Origin of the sequence: Pedobacter hartonius, assembly GCF_900107535.1 — a bacterium.
GTDB lineage: Bacteria > Bacteroidota > Bacteroidia > Sphingobacteriales > Sphingobacteriaceae > Pedobacter > Pedobacter hartonius.
Map to the genome: position 1 here is coordinate 134,071 of NZ_FNRA01000008.1, position 21,016 is coordinate 155,086.

Consider the following 21,016-nt stretch of genomic DNA (forward strand, 5'->3'; position numbering starts at 1 on the left):
TTTATTTAAAAATTAATATTTAATTAATTATTCATGCCGGGTACCCTCTTTCACCTTAAACACATGTAATACCGCAGGGAAAAGTGCATCCATCCCTTCTTCGGCCCCCTTCACAGAACCCGGCAGTGTAATCACCAGCATATCTTTAATAAAACCCGCCACTCCCCTGGAAAGCATGGCATAGGGCATCCGGTCCTGCCCGTATTTCCTTACGTTTTCCATGATGCCGGGGATCTCCCTGTCCAGTAAAGGAGCAATAGCATCAGGAGTCACATCCCTTGACGACAGCCCTGTGCCCCCGGTAAAGATCACCAGATCGTAGCCCTCTTCGGAGAGCCCGAGGGCCTTTTCGCGGATAACTGCTGCTTCATCCGGAATGATATCATAATGATTGGTCTCCAGTTTGAACTGCTCCAGCTTTCCGATAATGGCTTTGCCCGAACCATCCTGTTTCTCCCCTTTGGTGATGCTGTCAGAACAAACGACCACCGCACATTTCAGCGTATAGTCATCCGGTAGTTTATACTGGCTTTTGCCGCCCGACTTATGCTCAAGCCTGATATTTTCGATCTCTATGCCTTTATCTATGGGTTTAAGCATATCATATAGCGTCAATGCCGTAACCGCAGCGCCATGCATGGCTTCAACCTCTACTCCCGTTTTATAAACGGTATGCACTTCTACACGGATCACGATGTGCAAGCCTTCAATTTCGTGGGATATTGCGGTATACTCTACCGGCAGGGGATGACAATCAGGGATCACATCACTTGTTTTCTTGACAGCAAACAAACCTGCCACTCTGGAAAACTCGAAGACATCTCCTTTAGGTACCTTTTTCTGCAGGATCGCATCAATGGTGTGCTGACCCGAAACTTTTACGCTGGCAACCGCAACTGCCTTTCTGAGGGAATTGGATTTGTGTGTAATGTTTACCATTATTTATTTTCCTTCCATTGGTGAGATTCATCCGTTAAAATTTCCTTTCCCCAGATCGGCAGTTCCGCTTTGATGCGCTCTACCAGCTCATCACAAGCCTGCATTGCGGCCTTGCGGTGCCCGGAAGAGGTAAATACGAAAAGGCAGATCTCCCCCGCAGCTACCAGTCCAAGGCTATGATGGATGTGCATACAGGTCAGCTCATATTTTTCAAATATCGCCTCCCTGATCTCATACATCTTTTCCAGGGCCATTTCTTCATAGGCCGTATAATTGATGCCTGTCACCTGCTGTTCACCGATCTGATCGGCACGTACCTGTCCAAGGAAGATACTATGCGCACCAATATTGGTCTTGCTATGGTGTTTCTGAATGCTGTCAGCAATGGCCTGTGCAGAAACAGCTCCGTTAACAAATATATTCTTCAATTTCTTTTCTCTCATTTCCGGGTTAGTTTAAGCGCAGGATACCGCCTTTTAAGCTGTAAAATTCTTTATCCGGATAGGCTTCCTGCAGCAACTCTCCGGCAATGACACTCCGCACACCTGAATGGCAGAAAAGAACGATCTTATCTTTATCTATAACAGGGATCTTTTTCCTGATTTCAGATAAAGGCACGCGGACATGTTCAAATGAAGCTTCCGGAAGTTCGGCAAGCTCACGGACATCGATCAGCTCATATTCCTCATCAAACATGATCTCCCTGAACTCCCCGGGGCTTACCTCCTGAATTTCGGGGCCACCAGTCCTGATCCCGCAGAACCAGCTGTAGTCCGTCCGGAGAAAGGCATCCAGGTCTGCCGGAGAATTGTTATCCTCCTGATTTGAAGCAGTGAGATTGATTTTATAGGTTTGGTTATTGTTTACGTTATAGATCAGCATCTGATTGATCAGGGGCTCGCCGGTACCGGAAATAAGTTTGATGGCTTCGCTGGCCTGCATGGTACCAATGATACCGGGCAATACGCCAAGTACGCCTGCTTCTGAACAGTTCAGTACCTCGCCCGGCTGCGGGGGATTGGGAAAGATATCCCTGTAATTCACTTTCCTGCCGGAAGCATCGCTTACGTTAAATATTGCTACCTGCCCCTCAGACTCAGATAGCGCGCCGTAAACTAAAGGCAGGTTTAACAGGGCACAGGCATCATTGACCATGTACCGCGTAGGAAAGTTATCGGAACCGTCTATCACCAGATCAAATTTGCTCAGGATCAGTGCCGCATTCTGATTGCTGAGTTCCAGCGGATAAGGGATCACCTGAATATCGGGATTGAAAAGGCTGAGTTTCTCTGCTGCACAATCGGCCTTTAAACGGCCAATGTCGGCAACGGTATATAAAATCTGGCGGTGCAGGTTGCTGAGCTCCACGACATCATTGTCCACAATCCCCAGGGTACCTACTCCGGCAGCGGCCAGGTATTGCAAAACAGGACAGCCCAGTCCGCCTGCCCCGATCACCAGGACCTTTGCATCAAAGAGTTTTTGCTGACCGGCAAGGCCGAAGTTTTTCAATATAATTTGTCGCTGATAACGCGCTATACCTTTGATCTCCATCTTATCCTCCTGAAAAAGGTGGCATTAACGCCACAGTCATACCATCTGTTAAAGGCTTGTTCCCATGAATGATTTCCTGGTTTACAGCGATCTGATACCTGATGTGCTGTAATGCCGGATATTGATCCAGCAGACGTTTGCTGACCGAATTGGTATCGGCCATATCTTCAAGCTGAAGACGGCTCTGCCCAAGCAGTTCTGTTAATCGCCCGAATAGTAAAATTTCTACTTTCAATTTAAATATATTGAGGGCTTGCAACCCGGTTATCAATTTTAAAATAACCGCCTTACTCAGGAAAAATATAAATTTTAACCTTTGTTCCGGCGGCAACTACGGTTTCCTCTTCTGCCAGTTCTATCATGCAGTTTGCCTGTGCAAATGAACTCATTCTAAAGGATTCCTGAGCGCTCAGGGGAGTAACATTTCCGTCATTAAAATGTGCTTTCAGAAAATGCGTCAGCCCCGCGCCCTTTGTATAGTCATGTGTCAGTGTAGCCTCCTGTACTTTCATGCTTCCCGGCCCCCCGTCATTGATATTACTTTTGTAACCGGTCATCTTTTCCAGTGCCGGCAGCACATACTGATAGAAACAGCTAAGCACCGAGGAAGGGTTGCCGGGCAGGCCAAAAACCAGCTGCTTTTCTGTTTTACCAAAGTACAGGGGCTTGCCCGGTTTCTGTTTCACCTTATGGAAAACCTGGGTAACACCGGCCTTCACTGCAGCCCGGAGCACAAAATCATAGTCGCCCACACTTACGCCGCCAGTCAGTAATATCACATCGTTTTCCGCCAGCGCTTCCTGCAGGACAGCCGTCAGTTCATCCAGGTTATCATCAGCATTGTAAAAATTGATCTTTGTGATCTGCGCCAGTTCCAGAGCTGCCGTTAAAGAATAGGAATTGGATTCATAGACCTGTCCGAATGCCAGTTCCTCGCCCGGCCGCTGTAACTCCTTACCGGTTACGATAATGGCCACAGCTGGCGTCTGGCATACTTCCACCTCAGTATACCCTATCCCCGCCAGGAAACCTATCGCAGCGGGTGTGAGCTTACATCCCTTTTGCATAGCTAATGCGCCCGCCGCAGCCTCCGCACCTTTGCAGCGTACACTTGAGCCCGGTGCTAACTGATCATCGAGAATGGTCAGGATGCCGTTCTTTACTTCCACTTTTTCCTGCATCACTACCGTATCGGCTCCATGAGGCAGGGGCGCTCCCGTAAAAATTCGGGCAGCCTGTTCCGGCAGCAGGGTAAAGGGATGATCAGCACCGGCCTGCATTTCACCGTTAATGGTTAATGGAAGGTCACGTTCGTCAAAGCGTATCGCGTAACCGTCCATTGATGATTGTTCAAAGGCGGGAATATCTGTCTTTGCGTAGATGTCTGCTCCCAGGGTGGCGCCCGCAGCTATAGCTAAAGGAACGTGATGTAAAGACAGGGGTACTACCTGTTCCTGTATGAGTGATTTCGCTTCTTTTACAGAGATCATAGAATTTGATTTTTTTTATCCTCCGATAGTGATCATACTCCTGTTGTGGATGGTATTTGCTTCGATATTTTCAAATAATCCTGAAAACTGCCCTCCCAGTGCCTTCGCTTTACCGGCAATACACTCATGGATCAAAGGCAGTACTTCTTCTCCCTTTCTCAGGGGGCCGAGCAAATCTGTTTCCGTTTCAGAAAAGAGACAGTTTTTTAATTTTCCGTCTGCCGTTAAGCGCATCCGGTTGCAGGTAGAACAGAAAGGGGCGCTCATGGTGCTGATCACAGCGAATGACCCTGCATGTCCGCTCACCTGGTAATGTTTTGCAGTATCATTTGTACCGCCCGGGAGGGAGTGATAGTTGTACCGGGAAGATACTTTCTGAAGGATGTCTTCCAGTGATACCACCTGGTTGCTCGTCCAGCGGTTACCGGCGAAAGGCATGAACTCAATAAAACGGATCTCTATAGGTTCATCTTTCGTCCAGGCGATGAAGTCCACGATTTCCATGTCGTTCAAACCTTTCATGACCACCACATTGATCTTCACTTTGATATGATGCTGCAGCAGCAGCCCGATGTTATCTTTCACCTGCCGGTAAATATCTCTTCTGGTAATGATATGGAACTTGTCCGCATCGAGAGTATCCAGACTGATATTGATGCTTTTGATCTTCGCCTCCAGGAATACGTTTATAAAATCATGTACACGTGCGCCATTGGTGGTCAGGGAAAGGTCCACAGGCAGCCTGGACAGGGACAAAATGATCTGTGCGGCATCTTTGCGTACCAGCGGTTCGCCACCGGTAAGGCGGATCTTATTGACTCCCTCCTGTACAAAGATCTTAGCCAGTTCTTCAATTTCTGAAGGCTGCATTAATTTGGAAGCCTGGGTAAATTCATAGTCCTCTTCGGGCATACAATAAAAACAGCGCAGGTTACAGTTGTCTGTAAGCGACACACGCAGGTAATTATGTACACGGTTAAAAGAGTCCTTTATCATTTTTATCTATTCGTTGAGGAGATTATAAAGCAGTTAATCTGTTATAATCATCCATGGTATCAATATCAATTTCTCCATTTTCAAATGGAACTGAAGCAAGCTCTTCGTCATATTTTTTAAGGAGCTTTTTTGCTCCTTCCGGGCCTTTAAGCGCCATCAGATCGTCAAAATGACGCCTGGTAAATAGTACTGGAGTACCTAAAGTTCCTCCATATGCACTGGCAACAATATTTTTGCCTGTTATGTTTGCTTTATGTTGCAATGCTGTCAGCACCCGGGCAGTAAGAAAAGGCTGATCACAAACTGTCAGGATTACCCCTTCCAGATCGGTATGCTCGTCCATTAAGCCCTGCAATCCTTTGCGGATGGAAGAACTCATTCCCTCTTCCCAATCCGGATTATACACTATTCTGATCCCTGTATGCTCAATACTTTCCGCAATTAGCTGATAGTTTCCCCCTAAGATAACAAGAACTGATCCATCCACCGCATTTTTTGAGGCATCAATAGTGTGCATCAGCAAACTTTTATCCTGGTATGACAAAAGCTGTTTGGGCTGCCCAAGCCGGGAAGAGGGGCCGGCAGCGAGAATGATGATGCCATATTTTGTTACTGAGTTCATAGATCGATGATCGAGTTTTCCATGGGATGCTGATGTATGGGATCGTGCTTATCCCGTAATGAAAGTCCGGATTGTTCGCTGAGCACCTTTTTGATCTCTGCAGCAATGGACAAGGCAATTTCCTGCGCCGTTTCTGCACCCAGATCAAGCCCCACAGGACCAAAGATCCTGCTGAGCTGCGCCTGGTTCGGCTTCAGGCCTTCCTCCTGCAGTTCGCCGATCATCCGCTCCAGCTTTTTCTTAGGGCCCAGGCTGCCGATATACCGGCACTGATCCTGTTGCAGCAGTGCTTTCAGCAATGCCAGATCGTAATTATAATTATGCGTCATCAGCACCACCACCGTCTGATCGTCAATCTGAACCTGTGGCAGAACTTCTTCTGGCTTAGCCACCAGTATCCTGCTGACCTTGGGAAAACGCTGCAAATTGGCATGTGAAGGACGGCCATCCACTATCGTGGTTTGCCATCCGAGCATTGCGGCGAGATCTGCCAGTGGAAAAGCATCATTTCCACCACCGGCAATGATCAGTGAAACGGGAGGCTTGATAAATTCGACAAAGGCGGTCAGCAGATGTTCTCCGGACAGGTAATCCCTGATAAAGGACCTTTTGGTGAGCAGGGCATGATTGGCCTCCGATAAGAGTTCAGCATCGCACTGTATGGAATTTTGCTCAGACACAACAGTATCAGGCAGTAACAGTAAGCAGGTACCCGGAACAGGCTCCTGGGGCAATAACAGAGAAAATAAGGTAACCAATACACCTTCCTGCCGTTTTGCGGATAGCTCCTGGAGCAGGCTGACAGGGTGAATAGTCTTTTCCGGATCGATAGGTTCAAACAGAATATGAACAATGCCGTTGCAGCCGAGCTGTACACCAAACTTTGCATCATCTTCATCAGTGGTATCATAAGTAACCAGCTTATTCTGCTGCTGGTTGATCACCAGCAATGCCTTCCGCAGGGCATCGCCTTCAAGACATCCACCGCTGATCGCACCTGTTAACATCCCATCGTCAGTAACCAGCATCCGCGCTCCGGGGCGGCGGTATGATGATCCTTCTACATGTACTACGGTAGCCAGTGCCATCCTCTTTCCTTCCTGCACCGCAATGGTGTAGGCCTCTATAATGTCCAGAATTTCTTTCATAAAATCAGTATTTTTTATTCAGGGTGCCGGAGCACACATAAATTGCTAACAATGATTGTACCGGGATCTGTCACCAGCGCGCGCCTCAGGCGGAATGGAATTGAACGAATAAATCAGCTGATTACATCCGGTATCTCAGGGAGACAGACCTGCCTAATGCCTGGGCAAAATCCGGCTCAATTGTTATTTCTCCATCCTGCTGTACCCATATTTTACTGATATCTTTTGATAATGTAATTGGCACGCCATTCAGGACTATTTTCAACTCAGCAGTGTCCTTATTAATCTCAGCACCGTTGATAATTTCATACACATAGTCAGTGTCTTTATACGTTATACGCATCTTCAATCCCATATTCTTCTCCTTGCCCCAAAGGTAAATTAAAACTCCTATAACTCAGAGTTTTTGTTTTTATTACTTCAAAAGCAGCTTAAACCAAGATTTTTTCAAATTTTCCAATGAGAATGTACCTGGTAACCGAAAAGTACAAGATATGGATACCGGCAGGAGCCACACAAAAAATCCGCTCTGGTCTATTGACCGGAGCGGACTTATATACCGAACGTATTCAATCGGTTGCGCTAAAAAGCTATCAATTTATTTATCATTTGGCATCCCATAAAATTGGTTGAAGAGCAATTTGAACGTCCCCAGTGACTGTCCGCGGAAAGTGATCTCAGGACCAAAGGTATAGAGTTTTCCGGCACCAACTGATGCCACAAAACCGGCCACCCCGTCTTTCAGGTAGGACTGTCCCCAGGCCCATCCGCTGCGAAGGGGTTTGTCTGTCGGGAACCAGAGTACAGGCACTACACCCTTCCTGGCAGCATCATCATCCAGTTTAAATACCGGGCTGTTGTCAAAGTTCACATCTACATCAGCAGGCATCCCCCAGGCAGCAGGTACTTTCGGATCTACACTTACATGCAGGATGCTTCCCGGAATATAATATTTAGTGCCCGGCAGGGGTTTGTTGGTGTCTTTGTCCACCAGCGCGTTATGCACAGGAAGGCCAAGGTGGTACGCCAGGTTTGCACTGCTGCCTATTGTTAGGATAGCACCACCGGCTTCCAGGAAAGACTTTAGCTGCGGAATAGATTTCTCCGGAGTGATCTTGCCCAGCATTTTCCGGAATTCCTCAGGTGTGTTTTCAGGTTTCGGCATCCGGTCGTAGAACATGCTGTTCGACTTAGGTTCGCCTCCTACAGGAGGAATGGCACGGGTGACAAATACGATGACATCATATTTGCTGTTCAGATTTCCGGCATCGATATCCTGCGGATAGACTATACTATAGTCGAAATGGTTTTGTTCCATCAGCCAGCGAAGCCATCCTGAAGGTATAGAGCCTCCATATTGGTCCCAAAGGCCAATACGAAGCGAAGTAATCTTTTTGGCATCTGCAGGCATCTCATCCGTTGCCATCACCTTTACTCCCAAACCGGCGTCAGCCTTATCAAGCACAGTTTGTGCGGCTGCACTGGCAGGAATATAGAATGTACCCGTCTCAGCAAGTCCCCCGGCACCCTTTGGCACACGGTAGACCTCTACTCCCGCTTTGAGCAGATCATTGGCCACACTAAACGAATTGTTCACTTGTGAACTCAACAGGTATCCTTTTCCCGAAGAAGGCACAACCTGTTTTGGAGGGACCTGGATCTGTCCGTAAGGAACCTTCACGAAGGGCCCGCCAAAATTATTCAGTACACGCTCAAATTTTACGCCCATCTGGAAGGCCAGTGTCCATCCCGCAGCATCATAAGGCCGGATCGGAGGGCCTCCCGGGTAAAGAAAATCATTCGGGTGATCCTGTGGTTCAAACATATCCAGCACATGCGGACGGAAAGCCTGGTCGGTTTTCACAATATATGAACCGGCAGGGTAGTTAATGCCCTCCACGCTGAAACTGGCAGTGGCTTTCTGCACGCTGATCCCTGATTTAATCAGGGCGTTCAGGAACTTGATTGCGGTAGGAAAGTCGGGCTGGTCTGCAGAGATGATATACCCCCTTGCATCGCGGTTTGCCGGATTTTTGAGTACTGCATCATAATATTTCATAGGGATATCTGCACCGCGGGTCATCCATCCCATTGGGTCCCATGCAGAACCAGCATTATCGCCGCCGCTTTTCTGATCGTTTTTGTAGGCTTGTGTAATGGCATCTGTACGTTTCGGCGACAGCGTCCAGTTATCTTTGCTTCCTCTGTCAATAGAATTTTTGCCCATCTTGTAGATATTGTACAGCACTTCGTCCCGCTGACGCGCCGCATAATCAAATACAGAATAGTTTAATGATACCGAGTAGTCGATCGACTGGCGGAAGTGCCATACCTCCTGTGGCAAAACCGGGTTTGGTGTTGCGCCATTTGGTATAAGACGGGCAGGCACTAGCGGGATTTTCTCAGGCGTAGGATTACCGATGATCTCAGTAAGCAACCCGATCATATTGTGGAACTGCGTAGTGGTACGCAATCCACCGTTATACCAGGTAGAGAAACTCGATCCTGTCAGGCGGGTATATCCTGGTTTGTTTTCTACGTTAAGCCGACTGTACATCGCTGCACCGAGAGCGTCAATACCAGTGATCATCAGGGGATCGAACACATAATTGAACGGATCGCGGTACGGCGGGCCGGCAAGCACTGAACCTTCAGGGCCCCTCTGGTGATGGTTATACATGATTTGAGGGAACCACTCCAGGAAAAGCTGTTTACTCATGTTGGTTGCTTCCTTCGTGTTCATCATATAATAATCACGGTTGTTATCGTGACCAATGTATTTTTCGTAGAGCGTAGGGATTTCAGTATTTCTTTTCAGCGGATCTGCATCTTTCATATACCAATTGGATACCAATTCCATTCCGTCAGGATTGGCATGCGTGAAGAGGACGATTACATTGTCGAGAATACGCATATTTTCGGGGTCTTTACGACTGATCAGCTGGTACATAGTTTCGATCAGCTGTGCTGCACCCACAACTTCTGTAGCATGCAGTCCGCCGTCAATCCAGACCACCGCTTTTCCTTTGGCTGCCAGCGTAAGCGCCTGCTGGTTGCTGAGGCCTTCAGCACGTGCGAGTTTCTGGGCGATATCCTTGTACATCGCCAGGTTTTTGATGTTCTCCGGTGAAGAAACAACCATCATATATTCGTGGCGCCCTTCTTCAGTAAGACCGATATCTACCAGTTTGGTCCTGGGAGAAGCTGCCAGCTTGTTGTAGTAGGCAACAGTTTGGGTGTAGTTGGCAAGTTTATAATCGTCTCCGATATTGAAACCGAAATGCTCTTTGGGAGAGGGCACGCTCTGTCCGGGATATTTCGCCTGTTTGTAGCTGTCCGCCCTCTTGATAACGAGAGGTTTCTTTGGAGAAGCTGCGGTCTGCGCATTCCCCTGCGATGCTGTCACCAGCAGTACAGCGCTGAGCATCCAGGAAAACCTGGTATTTAAAAATGCTTTCATATTTACGTTGGTTTTAGGTGGTTCTAAGTTTTCTATTTTCTGTAGTCCAGTGCAGGCTTTCTGTCGCCAAGCAGGGCCTCATACTTATAATCGGGCCCTTTCCGTTCATTAAATTCTTTGGTTGCCGCTTTGAGTGTTTCCGGTGTTTTGAAAAGGTCATAGGCAGAAAGCGCGATGGTTTTCGCAGCGATCATCATCCCTTTCTGCCCAATTGTATTGCCTGCAGCTGCAACATTCTGCCAGCTGTGGCCTGATGAACCGGGAACAAAAGTTGCCGTAAACACTCCTGCAGTTGGGGTTGCCCAGCTCACATCGCCTACGTCAGATGAGGCACCGCCTGCGGAATTCTTTAGTTCTACCGTAAAAGGCCCGACAGTTGAAGTACCGGCTAAAGACGGAGCTTTTCCACCCTGAAAGGTAGATTGTATCTTTTCAGCGAAAGCCTTTTCTTCAGTCGTATAGGTAAAACCGCCTACCAGGCGCATATTTTTATCCATAACGGTAGAAAGCGCCACATTTGCCAGCATATTATAGGTGCCACCGATCACTTCATACTCCATTTTTGTGCCTGTACCCAGTGCAGCACCTTCCGCAGCTTTCACCATTCTCTCCCACACCTCTTTTACCACCTGCATATCGGGATTCCGTACATAATAATACACTTCTGCAAAGGCAGGAACCACATTTGGTGCTTCCCCTCCGCGTGTGATCACATAGTGGATCCTCGTATCTGAAGGGATGTGCTCGCGCATCATGTTCACCATATTGTCCATTGCCTCTACTGCATCCAGTGCCGAGCGGCCTTTTTCCGGCGCTGCGGAAGCATGGGCAGCAATTCCTTTGAACCTGAACTTCGCACTTTTGTTGGCTAACCAGGGTGCAATACTTGCAGAGTTTGCATTGCCGGGGTGCCAGTGCAGGGTAGCATCTACATCGCTGAACAAGCCTGCACGCACCATATACACTTTTCCTGAGCCGCCTTCTTCTGCAGGACAGCCCATAACTTTGAGGGTGCCTTTGCCTCCGCTTTGTGCCATCCAGTCCTTAACGGCTATAGCTGCCGCAACTGATGCTGTTCCGAAAAGATTATGCCCGCAGCCATGACCGGCTTTGCCACCTGCAGATTCCTGAAACGGACTCTCCGTCTGGGAGATCCCGGGTAAGGCGTCATATTCAGCCAGGATAGCAATGACAGGTTTCCCCGAACCATAAGTAGCCACAAATGCTGTAGGAATGCCGGCTACACCTTTTTCCATTTTAAAACCGGCCTGTTCAAGCTGTGTTTCCAGCAATGCTGAACTTTTTTCTTCCTGGTAACCCATTTCGGCAAATCCCCAGATATCTTTGGAAATCTTGTTGTATACCGCAATTTTTGCATCCAGGGAAGAGATCAGCTTTTTTTTGTCGGCATTCTGTGCGAATACCGTAAAGGACATTCCCAGTGCCATGCTGAGCAGCGTAATTTTTTTCATCTTTATCGTTAATTATTTCCTGTAATCCAGCGGTGGCTTTCTGTCGCCCAGCATCGCTTCATATTTAAAATCTGTCCCTCTTCTTTCTGCGAATTCCTTTGCTGCAGCTTTTAATACTACAGGGCTGTTAAAGAAGTCGTATGCCGAAAGCGCCAGTGTTTTTGCCGCGATCATCATGCCTTTGGCACCAATACTGGTTCCTGCAGCGGCAACATTCTGCCAGCTGTGACCGGCAGAGCCGGGAACAAACGTAGCGGTGGATAATCCTGTAGTAGGAATCGTCCAGCTGACATCACTTACATCTGATGAACCATGTACATCCTCTTTCTCAAATGCCTGTATCTTTGCAGTTGAGGACAGGTCCGGTCCTTTACCACCCACAAAGCTCGTCTGAATCTTTTCAGCCCAGACTTTCTCCTCCGGCGTATAGGTAAAACCGCCTACGATCCTCAGGTTGGCATCCATGACCTTAGCCATAGCGAGGTTGGGCAGCATGTTGTAAACGCCCCCGGTAATCTCAACTTCCATCTTGGTTCCTGTACCCATTGCGGCACCTTCAGCAGCTTTGACTACTCTTGCCCAAACATCTTTTACCACTTGTTTGTCCTGGTTCCGCACATAATAATATACTTCTGCAAAGGCAGGAACCACGTTTGGAGCTTCGCCACCATGGGTAATTACATAATGAACGCGGGTATCTGAGGGGATATGCTCACGCATCATGTTCACCATATTGTCCATGGCTTCTACCGCATCCAGTGCAGAACGTCCTTTTTCCGGTGCCCCTGAAGCATGCGAAGAGATGCCTTTAAACCTGAATTTTCCACTGATGTTAGCCAGTGTGTTAAATGTTCCTGCAGAATTCACATTTCCCGGATGCCAGTGCAGGGTAGCATCGACGTCATGGAACAGGCCTGCACGTACCATATATACTTTGCCCGATCCGCCTTCTTCTGCCGGGCAGCCCATCAACTTGATGGTTCCCGGTTTGCCCGAACTTTTCAGCCATTCACTGACAGCGATAGCTGCAGCTGTAGATGCTGTACCGAACAGGTTGTGGCCGCAGCCATGACCCGCCTTCCCGCCGTTTGATTCCTGTACAGGATTGCCCGTTTGCGAAATCCCCGGAAGGGCGTCATATTCTGCCAGGATGGCGATCACCGGTTTTCCCGAACCATAAGTAGCCACAAAGGCTGTAGGGATATCTGCCACGCCTTTGGTAATGGTGAAACCTGATTTCTCCAGTTCGCTTTCCAGCAGGGCGGAACTTTTTACTTCCTGATAGCCCACTTCTTCAAAGCTCCAGATGTCTTTGGCAACTTTGGTATATTCATCAGTTTTTGCAGTCAGTGAACTGAGGATCTTCTTTTTATCCGCATTCTGTGCCATCACCCCGCAGGAGAGGCCAACAGCCATGGTAAGTAAAGTAATTCTCTTGATCATAAGATAGGTATTGAACATAAAAAGCGCTGTCTGCATACTGAAGCACAGGGCAGCAGATTACAGACAACGCTATACAATGGGATTATTTCTTCTGGTCGTACAATTCGTTAAACAGCATTTTGAAGGTACTGTGCGACTGGCCCCTGAACGTGATTTCCGGTCCGAAGGCATACAGTTTACCTTTTCCTACCGGTGCTTCAAACGCAGCCACACCATCTTTCAGGTACGCCTGTCCCCATGCCCATCCGCTATGCAGCGGTGTAGCCGTAGGGAACCATGCCAGTGGTTTAACGCCTTTTTCAGCAGATCCGGCTTCCAGTTTAAATACCGGGCTTCTGTCAAAAAGAACATCGTTCTCCTCTGCCATACCCCAGTTTGAAGGCTGTGTTGTATCCAGGCTCACCTTTAACAAACTTCCCGGGATATAGTATTTAGTACCCGGAAGTGGTTTATCCTTGCCGTCTTTTCCCGGTTCTACCAGTTGGTTTTTAACCGGCAAACCCAGGTGATAGGCCAGGCTGGTACTTGTACCGATCGTTACGATATTACCGCCTGCTTCCAGGAATTTTTTCAGCATCGGTACTGATTTAGCAACGGACACCTTGCCCACCCATGGCTGGAACTCAGTGGGTACATCTTCTGCTTTCGGCATCCTGTCGAAATAACGGCTTGATGCCGCTGGTTTATCTGATGCGGGAACAATTCCCGTAACGAGGATAATTGCATCGAATTTTTTATTCAGGTCGCCCGCATCTACTTCATTCGGATAGATCATGGTATACCCATAGTGGTATTGCTCCATCAGCCAGCGTACCCATCCTGCCGGGATTGAACCTCCGTACACATCAACGATCGCAATACGTGAAGGTGTGATCTTAGTTAATCCTGACGGTTTTGCAGTTGCCGCAGTTACCGTTAAGCCGTAATCTGCGGCAGATTTGGTAAGGATAGCCTGTGCTTTTGCAGCAGCAGGAACATAGAATTCACCTGTGGTACCGCTGGTTGGCCGATAAACTTCGGCGCCGCCTTTCAGCAGGTCGTTCACCGCAATGAAAGCATTGTTTTGTTTAGGACTGATCGTGTAACCGCTTTTTGCAGCAGCAAGAGTCAGTTTCGGTGCCGACTGGATCTCTCCGTAAGGAACCTGTTTGAAAGAACCCGTAACTTCGCTCATCGCCCGGTCAAACTTCAGGCCCATCTGGAAGGCCAGTGTCCATCCCGCAGCATCATAAGGTTTGATCGGAGGCCCGCCTTCATACTGGAAATCATTCGGGTGATCCTGCGGTTCAAACATATCGATCACATGCGGGCGGAAAGCCTGAGCAGTGGAAACCACATAAGATCCTGCCGGATAGGTTTTACCTTCTGAGGTAAAGGCGGAAGTGGCTTTCTCCACACGGATACCGGAACGAATCAGTGCATTGATGAACCGTACTGCAGTGGGGAAATCTGACTGGTTTGCAGGAATCACATAAGCCCTTGCGTCACGCAATTCAGGGTTTTTCATGACTGCATCAAAATATTTTGCAGGGATACCGCTTTCGCTGCCGAAAGAGAATTCACCTTCGCTTTTTTCTCCGCCAGTATCTTTTTTATCCTTGTTATAGGCGTCTTTAATGGCCTGTACATATTTAGGATAGAAAGTCCAGTGATCTTCATGCCCGCGTGCAATGGAGTTGATCCCCATCTGGTAAATATTATATAATAAGTTGCTGCGGTTACGCGAAGCATAATCCAGTACTCCGTAATTCAGTGATACGGAATAGTCGATCGACTGACGGAAATGCCATTTCTGAGGAACAACCGGGTTAGGCGTAGCTCCGTTTGGAATCAGGCGGTCTGGCACCAGTGCGATATTTTCAGGAGTTGGCCCCCCGATGATTTCGGTAAGCAATCCCACCATATTGTGGAAATAAGGGGTAGTACGCAATCCACCATTCCACCAGGTAGAGAACTGCGAACCGTTACGCTGGGTATAACCCGGTTTATTTTCTGTATTCAGGCGGTTGTTCATCGATGCCCCTACGCCGTCAATACTGGTAACGATCAGCGGATCGAACACATAGTTGAAAGGGTCACGGTACGGAGGGCCTGCAAGAACAGAACCTTCAGGGCCGCGCTGGTGGTGATTGTACATGATCTGGGGGATCCATTCCACAAACAGCTGGTTGCTGATGTTCTGGCTTTCCTTCATGTTCATCATATAGAAATCGCGGTTGTTGTCATGCCCTACGTATTTCTCATATACACGCGGGATATCCAGTTTACGCTTTAAGGTATCCGCATTGCGCATATACCAGTTACTCACCAGCTCCTGCCCGTCCGGGTTGGCCTGCGTCAGCAGGATGATGTCATTGTTGAGGATGGTCATGGTTTCCTCGTCGGTACGGGTGACCAGCTGGTACATGGTCTCGATCAGCTGGTGGGCTCCTACAGTTTCTGTGGCATGCAGCCCACCGTCAATCCAGACTACAGCTTTACCTTTTGCAGCAAGCTTTTTGGCTTCTGCAGGCGTAAGGCTTTCTGCATGGGCAAGTTTTGTAGAAATATCCTTGTATTCAGCCAGTTTTTTGATGTTCTCCGGTGAGGAAACGATCAGCATCCACTGATGGCGGCCTTCTTCCGTCATCCCGATATCAACCAGCTTAGTCCGTGGCGAAGCCGCTAATTTTTTGTAATACGCCTCCGCCTGTGTATAGGTGGTCAGCTTGTAGTCATCCCCGATATTAAACCCAAAGTGCTCCTTTGGTGAAGGAATGGATTGCGCGCTGGCTAAGCCTGCTGTACACAGCAAAGCCAGGGTAAACATTTTGCTAAATTTGTTGTACATATTCTCCATTTTTACGTTTTATTTATTCACTACGCCAGCCTCTGCTAACAAGACCAGCAGGGATTGCTGGATACCCAGATATCCCTTTTTATCATTCAAAAACCATTCGTTCAATGCGTGGTAGTTTCCCGATTCCCCTCCTGAACCAATTGTAATACCCGGTACACCTATTGAGATCGGGATGTTGGAGTTTGCAGAACCAACGCCCAGTGTAGGGCTTGCCCCCAGGTATTTCATTGCCGCCATTGCATGCTGCACAAGCGGCTGTTTCGGATCGCTGCCTCCCGCAGGGCGGTCGCCAATCAACTTTACCTCTACGGTAAGATCTTTACCTGCTTTTTTCATCGCATTTTCCTCTGCCAGTTCCTTTTTTACCGCAGCCTGCAACAGCGCATCCATCGCATTTAACCGTTCAGGATTTTCTGAACGCATGTCTACTTCCATCCAGGATTCGAATGGAATGGAGTTTACCGAAGTACCACCACCAATCACCCCTACGCTGAAAGTTACCCTGATGCCCGGTGTGGCAGCAAATGCATTTCCAGATTCATCCCAGTAGTGCATGGCACGCCCCAGGGCATTGTGCGGATTACCGATACCGAATGCTCCGGAAGAATGCCCTCCGGGACCTCTGAAGGTTACCCTGTAACGGTGTGAACCCAAACCACGGTGGGTGGTATGCCCGTATCCGGTTCCGTCAAATGCGATATAGGAATCAATTTTCCCTGGCCCGGAAGGGCTGAACAGGTTCCTTACACCCCTCAGGTCTCCCTGTCCCTCTTCACCGGTGGTGCCGATAAATAAAATATCTGCATCGGTTTGGATGCCGGTCTCTTTCATAGATTTCACTACTGTAAGCAGTGCTGCCAAACCCCGGGTATCATCACTCACGCCGGGAGCGTATAGGGTGTCTCCTTTAAAAGTGACCTTGGTATCGGTTCCTTCAGGAAATACGGTATCCAGATGTCCTTCCAGAACCACCTTTTTCTTCCCGGTTTTTCCCTTGCGCAGGCCAATCACATTCCCCGCAGTGTCTGTCCATACAGAATCTACACCAGCGGCTTTGAGCATTTCGGCAAATTTGATACCCCTGGCTGTTTCTTTATAGGGTGGTGCAGGGATCCCGGTTAGCGTGATGTGGTTACTCCTGGTTTCTTTTTCCAGGTCGATGATTGTCTGCAATGCCTTTTTCACTATCGCCTTACTGGTGATTTTTGCAATATCAGCGGTATACTGCTGCGCTATCGGGGCCGTTTTAGGAAGTTCCTGGGCGGAACCGGACATAGCGGTACCCAGGGCGAGCAGCAGAGACAGTGCAGGTATGGTCAATTTCTTCATGTGATGGTTATTTTGCAGCTAAACCAGCTTCAGAGAGCAGAACCAGCAGCGATTGTTGAATCCCGATGTAACCTTTATCATTTAAAAACCACTCGTTGAGTGAATGTGCGTTGCCTGCTTTTCCGCCCTGACCGATGGTCATTGCCGGTACACCTTTTGAAAATGGGATGTTTGAATCTGTAGATGCCACACCCAGTTTCGGTGTTCCACCAAGATAAACTATTGAAGCCATCATGTGCTGAACTAACGGAATTGTTGCAGGGTTGCCTCCTGCAGGTCGGTCGCCGATCAGTTTGATAGCTACAGTCAGGTCCTTACCTGCTTTTTTCATCGCGTTTTCTTCTACAAGTGCTTTCTGTACCGCAGCCTGGAACAGGGCATCCATCGCATTTAACCGCTCAGGGTTTTCAGAACGCATATCTACTTCCATCCAGGATTCAAAAGGAATGGAATTGACTGAAGTACCGCCGCCGATGACGCCTACACTAAAAGTTACCCTTACGCCGGGTATTGCAGCATAAGCATTCCCGGTCTCATCCCAATAGTGCATGGCGCGGCCCAGGGCATTGTGCGGGTTGCCGATACCGAAGGCACCTGAAGAGTGCCCGCCCGGTCCTTTAAAAGTGACCCTGTAACGGTGAGAACCCAGTGCGCGGTGTACAATGCCTTCTGTTCCCGAGCCATCAATGGCGATGAAGGAATCAATTTTTCCGGGGCCTGCAGGGCTGAAAAGATTTTTAACACCCCTCAGGTCGCCCTGTCCTTCTTCACCGGTAGCACCCACAAATAAAACGTCGGCATCAGTCTGGATTCCCGTTTGTTTCATCACCTTCGCGATCGTCAGCACAACAGCCAGCGACCGGGTATCATCTCCAACACCGGGAGCACACAGGGTATCCCCCCTGTACTTTACCGTCACATCGGTACCTTCAGGAAAAACAGTATCCATATGGGCTTCCAGCACTACCCGTTTTTTGCGGGTACGGCCTTTACGCAGTGCCAGTACATTGCCGGCAGTATCTGTCCAAACAGAATCTACTCCTGCGGCAGTGATCATTTCTAAAAACTTCGCTGCCCTTTTGGCCTCTTTATATGGAGGAGAAGGGATTTCGGTCAGCAGCACATGATTGCTCATGGTTTCCTTTTCCAGATCAACGATTTGCTGCATTGCTTTTTTTACCAGCGGCGCCGCAGCGATCTTTTTAATTTCTGCCGTATACTTTTTGTCTACAGGCACCGGGGCCGACTGATCGCTTACCTGTGCAGTTACCGTACCAGCACCTGCAGCCAGCAGCAGCACGAAAAGCGCTTTTGCAGCATTTTTTTTATTTATGACCATATTAATTTCTATTTAAGTATTGGAATCCTATGCTCTTGCTGGATATTTACATACATAGAGCGGATAACCGGTCAGAATGATCGGCTATCCGGTATGTAACGAGATGTTATTGACTTTTGAAGCGTACTCCTGTACGGGTCTCCCCGGGTTCTCCGCGCGACTCATCTGCAAGGTTGGCAAACCAGGCGGCAACGCGGCGGCCGTCAGACAGGTTCACTACAAACTTAAACAGGAAGTAATCGTTCACAGCAACGGAACTTAAACTCACCTTATTCAACGCAGCAAGTTCTGCCGCAGTAAAGGTATAAGTCTTTGGAAAAGTAGTTACCGTTTCGTACAGTACATCCGCCGTCCCGATATTCCCGGGAATAGGAAACTGAGCGATGTTGGGATACTGGTTACCCGGTGAAGAGATCACGATAGGGTAAGCAGGCACACTCGCTTCTGCCTTGTTGAAACTTCTGTACACCTCTATTGAGGTTATACTTGCGTAGCCAGATCCTTCCCAGTTAAGGGTGAACGACATCCGCTCATCTGCAAGGTTAGCATCCTTCAGGTTGAAAAATGAAACTTTAGCATTCTGGCGGGTAGGTAATGCAGATATCGCAGTATCTATCTTCACAGTGGGAATTGCAGTGTAGGTATAGCCCTCCCATTCATAATGGGTCTTTTTACATGAACCTAATCCCAGCAAACAGATGCATGATATGGACAGTATAAAATTTTTCATAAATTCTTTTTATTTGGTAATAGTTTAATTAACTTTTTATTTATCCCAAAAAACAGGTGTTACCTGCTGTGCAACCTGTATTGCACCGGCATTGGCACCAAAAGAGGTATTTGCAGAAAGTTCCGTCTGAGAATAATAAAGGCGCAGCGGAAATGTACTCAACGGAGATAAAAGATCACGCAGAACCGGTAAACCTGTTCTTCTGTAATCGTTATATGTTTCCATACCATTACCATAGGTGGCAATGTACTTCTGCGTCATCACCAGGTTCAGTTTCCCTGCAGGGGTAGCTGCATCATACTGTGCCAGTAGCTTGGCCACAAGACCTGTGATGCTTGCTGCCGGTATGGCCGTACCATTATTTGCAACAGCAAATGCACTCACGCTGCTCAGGCTGGCTGTAACACCATCACTGAAATAAGCCCTTGCATCGTCACCCGTTGCCAGCGTTAAGGCGGCCTCAGCCCTGATGAATTTCACCATTGCATTGGTGATGAAAGGAATCACACCTGCGCCTGTTCCATCAGTAACAGCGACTACCTTAGGCGTAGCAGTTGCGCCTGTATTGGTCAGGTATAAATTGGCTGCAGTCAGGTTGTTGATCGGACTGTTATCATAAAGCCCTCCCGCAGGATATACACCAAACTCAGCCCTGCGTGCCAAATCTGCAGGAGCAGCAGTACCGTCACCGGGGTTACGGCCATAGTAACCATTGCTGTTTGTTGAGTTGTTCAAACCCGCAGTTGCAGTTTGCCTGTAGATAAAATTTCTCAGACGCGGATCATCGTTGTTAAACAACAGGTCCATAAAGAACTGGTTCTGATAAAAGGTTTTGGCCGATTGGTATTCGACACGGTGCCATGGATGACGGTTATTGGGGTTCTGCCCGGAACCAAACTTAAAGGTGAAATCCAGCGCATTGGTACTGATCAGCGATCCTGCAATCAGGGTTTTGATTGCTGTAGCCGATCTCGCAGGGTCTACCAGTCTTATCTGGTTATACATCTTTAATTTCAGAGAGTTTGCCATGGCAATCCATGAAGCTTTTGTACCTGCGTAGAAAACGTCTGAAGTAGATGGTACCAACGTAGTAGTGGTAACCTTACCCGCATCTGCGATCCCGTCATCAATCATCAGCAATAGCTTCTCATAGATGGCATCTCCTTTTTCCAGTGGCGGACTGGTGGTTACAGCGCCGTTTTCAGCCTCTGAATAAGGAATATCACCCCACATGTCTACCATCAGGCTATACAGATAAGCTTTCTCAAACTTAGCGATAGCCACATATCCCCATTGCTGTGAAGAAGTTCCTGTAGAGATGATGGACTCAAGGTCATTCAGTGTCTGACTGTAAAAGCCGTCCCAGGAGTTCGCATAATCTGTACCCTGCTGCTGGTAACGGCTGATCGAAGTTGACCACATGGTTTGCTGCATGATAGTGGATGTACCGCTGTTCAGCTGATACATGTTTCCTGCCATAGATATTTCTGTGGAGGGCAAAAGCAGCGTTAATTGTGCTGTGGTAGGATTGTTCGGATCCTGGTTGATGTCTACAAATTTCTTGCAGGCACTACCTGTCAGCAATACACCGGCTAACAGAAACATATATTTTTTATTTCTCATTTTCATAATTCTACCTGATTTAAATACTTTAA

17 protein-coding genes are annotated in these 21,016 nt (G+C 48.2%); all 17 read right to left on the reverse strand.

Annotation, left to right across the window (positions count from 1 at the left end; translation table 11 throughout):
* Positions 1-27: 27 nt before the first annotated feature.
* Entirely contained in the window at positions 28-939 is a 912-nt protein-coding gene (gene moaCB / locus BLW16_RS14785) for a bifunctional molybdenum cofactor biosynthesis protein MoaC/MoaB (RefSeq protein WP_090557971.1), read from the reverse strand.
* Positions 939-1,382, reverse strand: coding sequence for a molybdenum cofactor biosynthesis protein MoaE (locus BLW16_RS14790; RefSeq protein ID WP_090557973.1), 444 nt, complete (start codon positions 1,380-1,382; stop codon positions 939-941). The genes moaCB and BLW16_RS14790 overlap by 1 nt, the downstream gene beginning before the upstream one ends.
* A gap of 7 nt (positions 1,383-1,389) precedes the next feature.
* Positions 1,390-2,493, reverse strand: coding sequence for a HesA/MoeB/ThiF family protein (gene moeB, locus BLW16_RS14795; protein WP_090557975.1), 1,104 nt, complete (start codon positions 2,491-2,493; stop codon positions 1,390-1,392).
* A 1-nt stretch (position 2,494) separates the two neighbouring features.
* Entirely contained in the window at positions 2,495-2,728 is a 234-nt protein-coding gene (locus tag BLW16_RS14800; protein WP_175470590.1) for a MoaD/ThiS family protein, read from the reverse strand.
* A 52-nt stretch (positions 2,729-2,780) separates the two neighbouring features.
* Positions 2,781-3,983 carry a molybdopterin molybdotransferase MoeA gene (locus tag BLW16_RS14805; RefSeq protein ID WP_090557979.1) on the reverse strand — a complete coding sequence of 401 codons (1,203 nt, stop codon included), beginning with the start codon at positions 3,981-3,983 and terminating at the stop codon, positions 2,781-2,783.
* Positions 3,984-3,998: 15 nt separating this feature from the next.
* On the reverse strand, positions 3,999-4,979 hold the full coding sequence (moaA, locus tag BLW16_RS14810; RefSeq protein WP_090557981.1) for a GTP 3',8-cyclase MoaA: 981 nt from the start codon (positions 4,977-4,979) through the stop codon (positions 3,999-4,001).
* Between the two features lie 22 nt (positions 4,980-5,001).
* Positions 5,002-5,601, reverse strand: a complete 600-nt coding sequence (locus BLW16_RS14815; RefSeq protein WP_090557984.1) for a nucleotidyltransferase family protein — start codon at positions 5,599-5,601, stop codon at positions 5,002-5,004.
* Complete coding sequence (locus tag BLW16_RS14820; protein WP_090557986.1) at positions 5,598-6,749, reverse strand: XdhC family protein; 1,152 nt, start codon at positions 6,747-6,749, stop codon at positions 5,598-5,600. The genes BLW16_RS14815 and BLW16_RS14820 overlap by 4 nt, the downstream gene beginning before the upstream one ends.
* A gap of 121 nt (positions 6,750-6,870) precedes the next feature.
* Positions 6,871-7,092 carry a hypothetical protein gene (locus tag BLW16_RS14825; protein WP_245735294.1) on the reverse strand — a complete coding sequence of 74 codons (222 nt, stop codon included), beginning with the start codon at positions 7,090-7,092 and terminating at the stop codon, positions 6,871-6,873.
* Positions 7,093-7,347: 255 nt separating this feature from the next.
* Entirely contained in the window at positions 7,348-10,209 is a 2,862-nt protein-coding gene (locus BLW16_RS14830) for a M14 family metallopeptidase (protein WP_245735296.1), read from the reverse strand.
* A 32-nt stretch (positions 10,210-10,241) separates the two neighbouring features.
* Complete coding sequence (locus BLW16_RS14835; RefSeq protein WP_090557991.1) at positions 10,242-11,681, reverse strand: amidohydrolase; 1,440 nt, start codon at positions 11,679-11,681, stop codon at positions 10,242-10,244.
* A 12-nt stretch (positions 11,682-11,693) separates the two neighbouring features.
* Positions 11,694-13,124 (reverse strand): amidohydrolase, encoded by a 1,431-nt coding sequence (locus BLW16_RS14840; RefSeq protein ID WP_090558198.1) that lies wholly within the window; start codon positions 13,122-13,124, stop codon positions 11,694-11,696.
* 82 nt (positions 13,125-13,206) lie between these two features.
* The gene (locus BLW16_RS14845) at positions 13,207-15,954 is read right to left on the reverse strand and encodes a M14 family metallopeptidase (RefSeq protein WP_090558200.1); all 2,748 of its coding nucleotides are present in this window, start codon (positions 15,952-15,954) and stop codon (positions 13,207-13,209) included.
* Positions 15,955-15,972: 18 nt separating this feature from the next.
* Entirely contained in the window at positions 15,973-17,292 is a 1,320-nt protein-coding gene (locus BLW16_RS14850) for a M20/M25/M40 family metallo-hydrolase (RefSeq protein ID WP_090557993.1), read from the reverse strand.
* Between the two features lie 7 nt (positions 17,293-17,299).
* Positions 17,300-18,631, reverse strand: coding sequence for a M20/M25/M40 family metallo-hydrolase (locus BLW16_RS14855; protein ID WP_090557996.1), 1,332 nt, complete (start codon positions 18,629-18,631; stop codon positions 17,300-17,302).
* Between the two features lie 106 nt (positions 18,632-18,737).
* Positions 18,738-19,361, reverse strand: a complete 624-nt coding sequence (locus BLW16_RS14860; RefSeq protein WP_090557999.1) for a hypothetical protein — start codon at positions 19,359-19,361, stop codon at positions 18,738-18,740.
* 36 nt (positions 19,362-19,397) lie between these two features.
* The gene (locus tag BLW16_RS14865; protein ID WP_245735298.1) at positions 19,398-20,984 is read right to left on the reverse strand and encodes a SusD/RagB family nutrient-binding outer membrane lipoprotein; all 1,587 of its coding nucleotides are present in this window, start codon (positions 20,982-20,984) and stop codon (positions 19,398-19,400) included.
* Positions 20,985-21,016: the final 32 nt, after the last annotated feature.

What these genes read in the sequence shown, in the direction of transcription:
- moaCB (WP_090557971.1), bottom strand. Translation starts at nt 939, where the DNA reads ATGGTAAACATTACACACAAATCCAATTCCCTCAGAAAGGCAGTTGCG.
- BLW16_RS14790 (WP_090557973.1), bottom strand. Translation starts at nt 1,382, where the DNA reads ATGAGAGAAAAGAAATTGAAGAATATATTTGTTAACGGAGCTGTTTCT.
- moeB (WP_090557975.1), bottom strand. Translation starts at nt 2,493, where the DNA reads ATGGAGATCAAAGGTATAGCGCGTTATCAGCGACAAATTATATTGAAA.
- BLW16_RS14805 (WP_090557979.1), bottom strand. Translation starts at nt 3,983, where the DNA reads ATGATCTCTGTAAAAGAAGCGAAATCACTCATACAGGAACAGGTAGTA.
- moaA (WP_090557981.1), bottom strand. Translation starts at nt 4,979, where the DNA reads ATGATAAAGGACTCTTTTAACCGTGTACATAATTACCTGCGTGTGTCG.
- BLW16_RS14815 (WP_090557984.1), bottom strand. Translation starts at nt 5,601, where the DNA reads ATGAACTCAGTAACAAAATATGGCATCATCATTCTCGCTGCCGGCCCC.
- BLW16_RS14820 (WP_090557986.1), bottom strand. Translation starts at nt 6,749, where the DNA reads ATGAAAGAAATTCTGGACATTATAGAGGCCTACACCATTGCGGTGCAG.
- BLW16_RS14825 (WP_245735294.1), bottom strand. Translation starts at nt 7,092, where the DNA reads ATGCGTATAACGTATAAAGACACTGACTATGTGTATGAAATTATCAAC.
- BLW16_RS14830 (WP_245735296.1), bottom strand. Translation starts at nt 10,209, where the DNA reads ATGAAAGCATTTTTAAATACCAGGTTTTCCTGGATGCTCAGCGCTGTA.
- BLW16_RS14835 (WP_090557991.1), bottom strand. Translation starts at nt 11,681, where the DNA reads ATGAAAAAAATTACGCTGCTCAGCATGGCACTGGGAATGTCCTTTACG.
- BLW16_RS14840 (WP_090558198.1), bottom strand. Translation starts at nt 13,124, where the DNA reads ATGATCAAGAGAATTACTTTACTTACCATGGCTGTTGGCCTCTCCTGC.
- BLW16_RS14845 (WP_090558200.1), bottom strand. Translation starts at nt 15,954, where the DNA reads ATGTACAACAAATTTAGCAAAATGTTTACCCTGGCTTTGCTGTGTACA.
- BLW16_RS14850 (WP_090557993.1), bottom strand. Translation starts at nt 17,292, where the DNA reads ATGAAGAAATTGACCATACCTGCACTGTCTCTGCTGCTCGCCCTGGGT.
- BLW16_RS14855 (WP_090557996.1), bottom strand. Translation starts at nt 18,631, where the DNA reads ATGGTCATAAATAAAAAAAATGCTGCAAAAGCGCTTTTCGTGCTGCTG.
- BLW16_RS14860 (WP_090557999.1), bottom strand. Translation starts at nt 19,361, where the DNA reads ATGAAAAATTTTATACTGTCCATATCATGCATCTGTTTGCTGGGATTA.
- BLW16_RS14865 (WP_245735298.1), bottom strand. Translation starts at nt 20,984, where the DNA reads ATGAGAAATAAAAAATATATGTTTCTGTTAGCCGGTGTATTGCTGACA.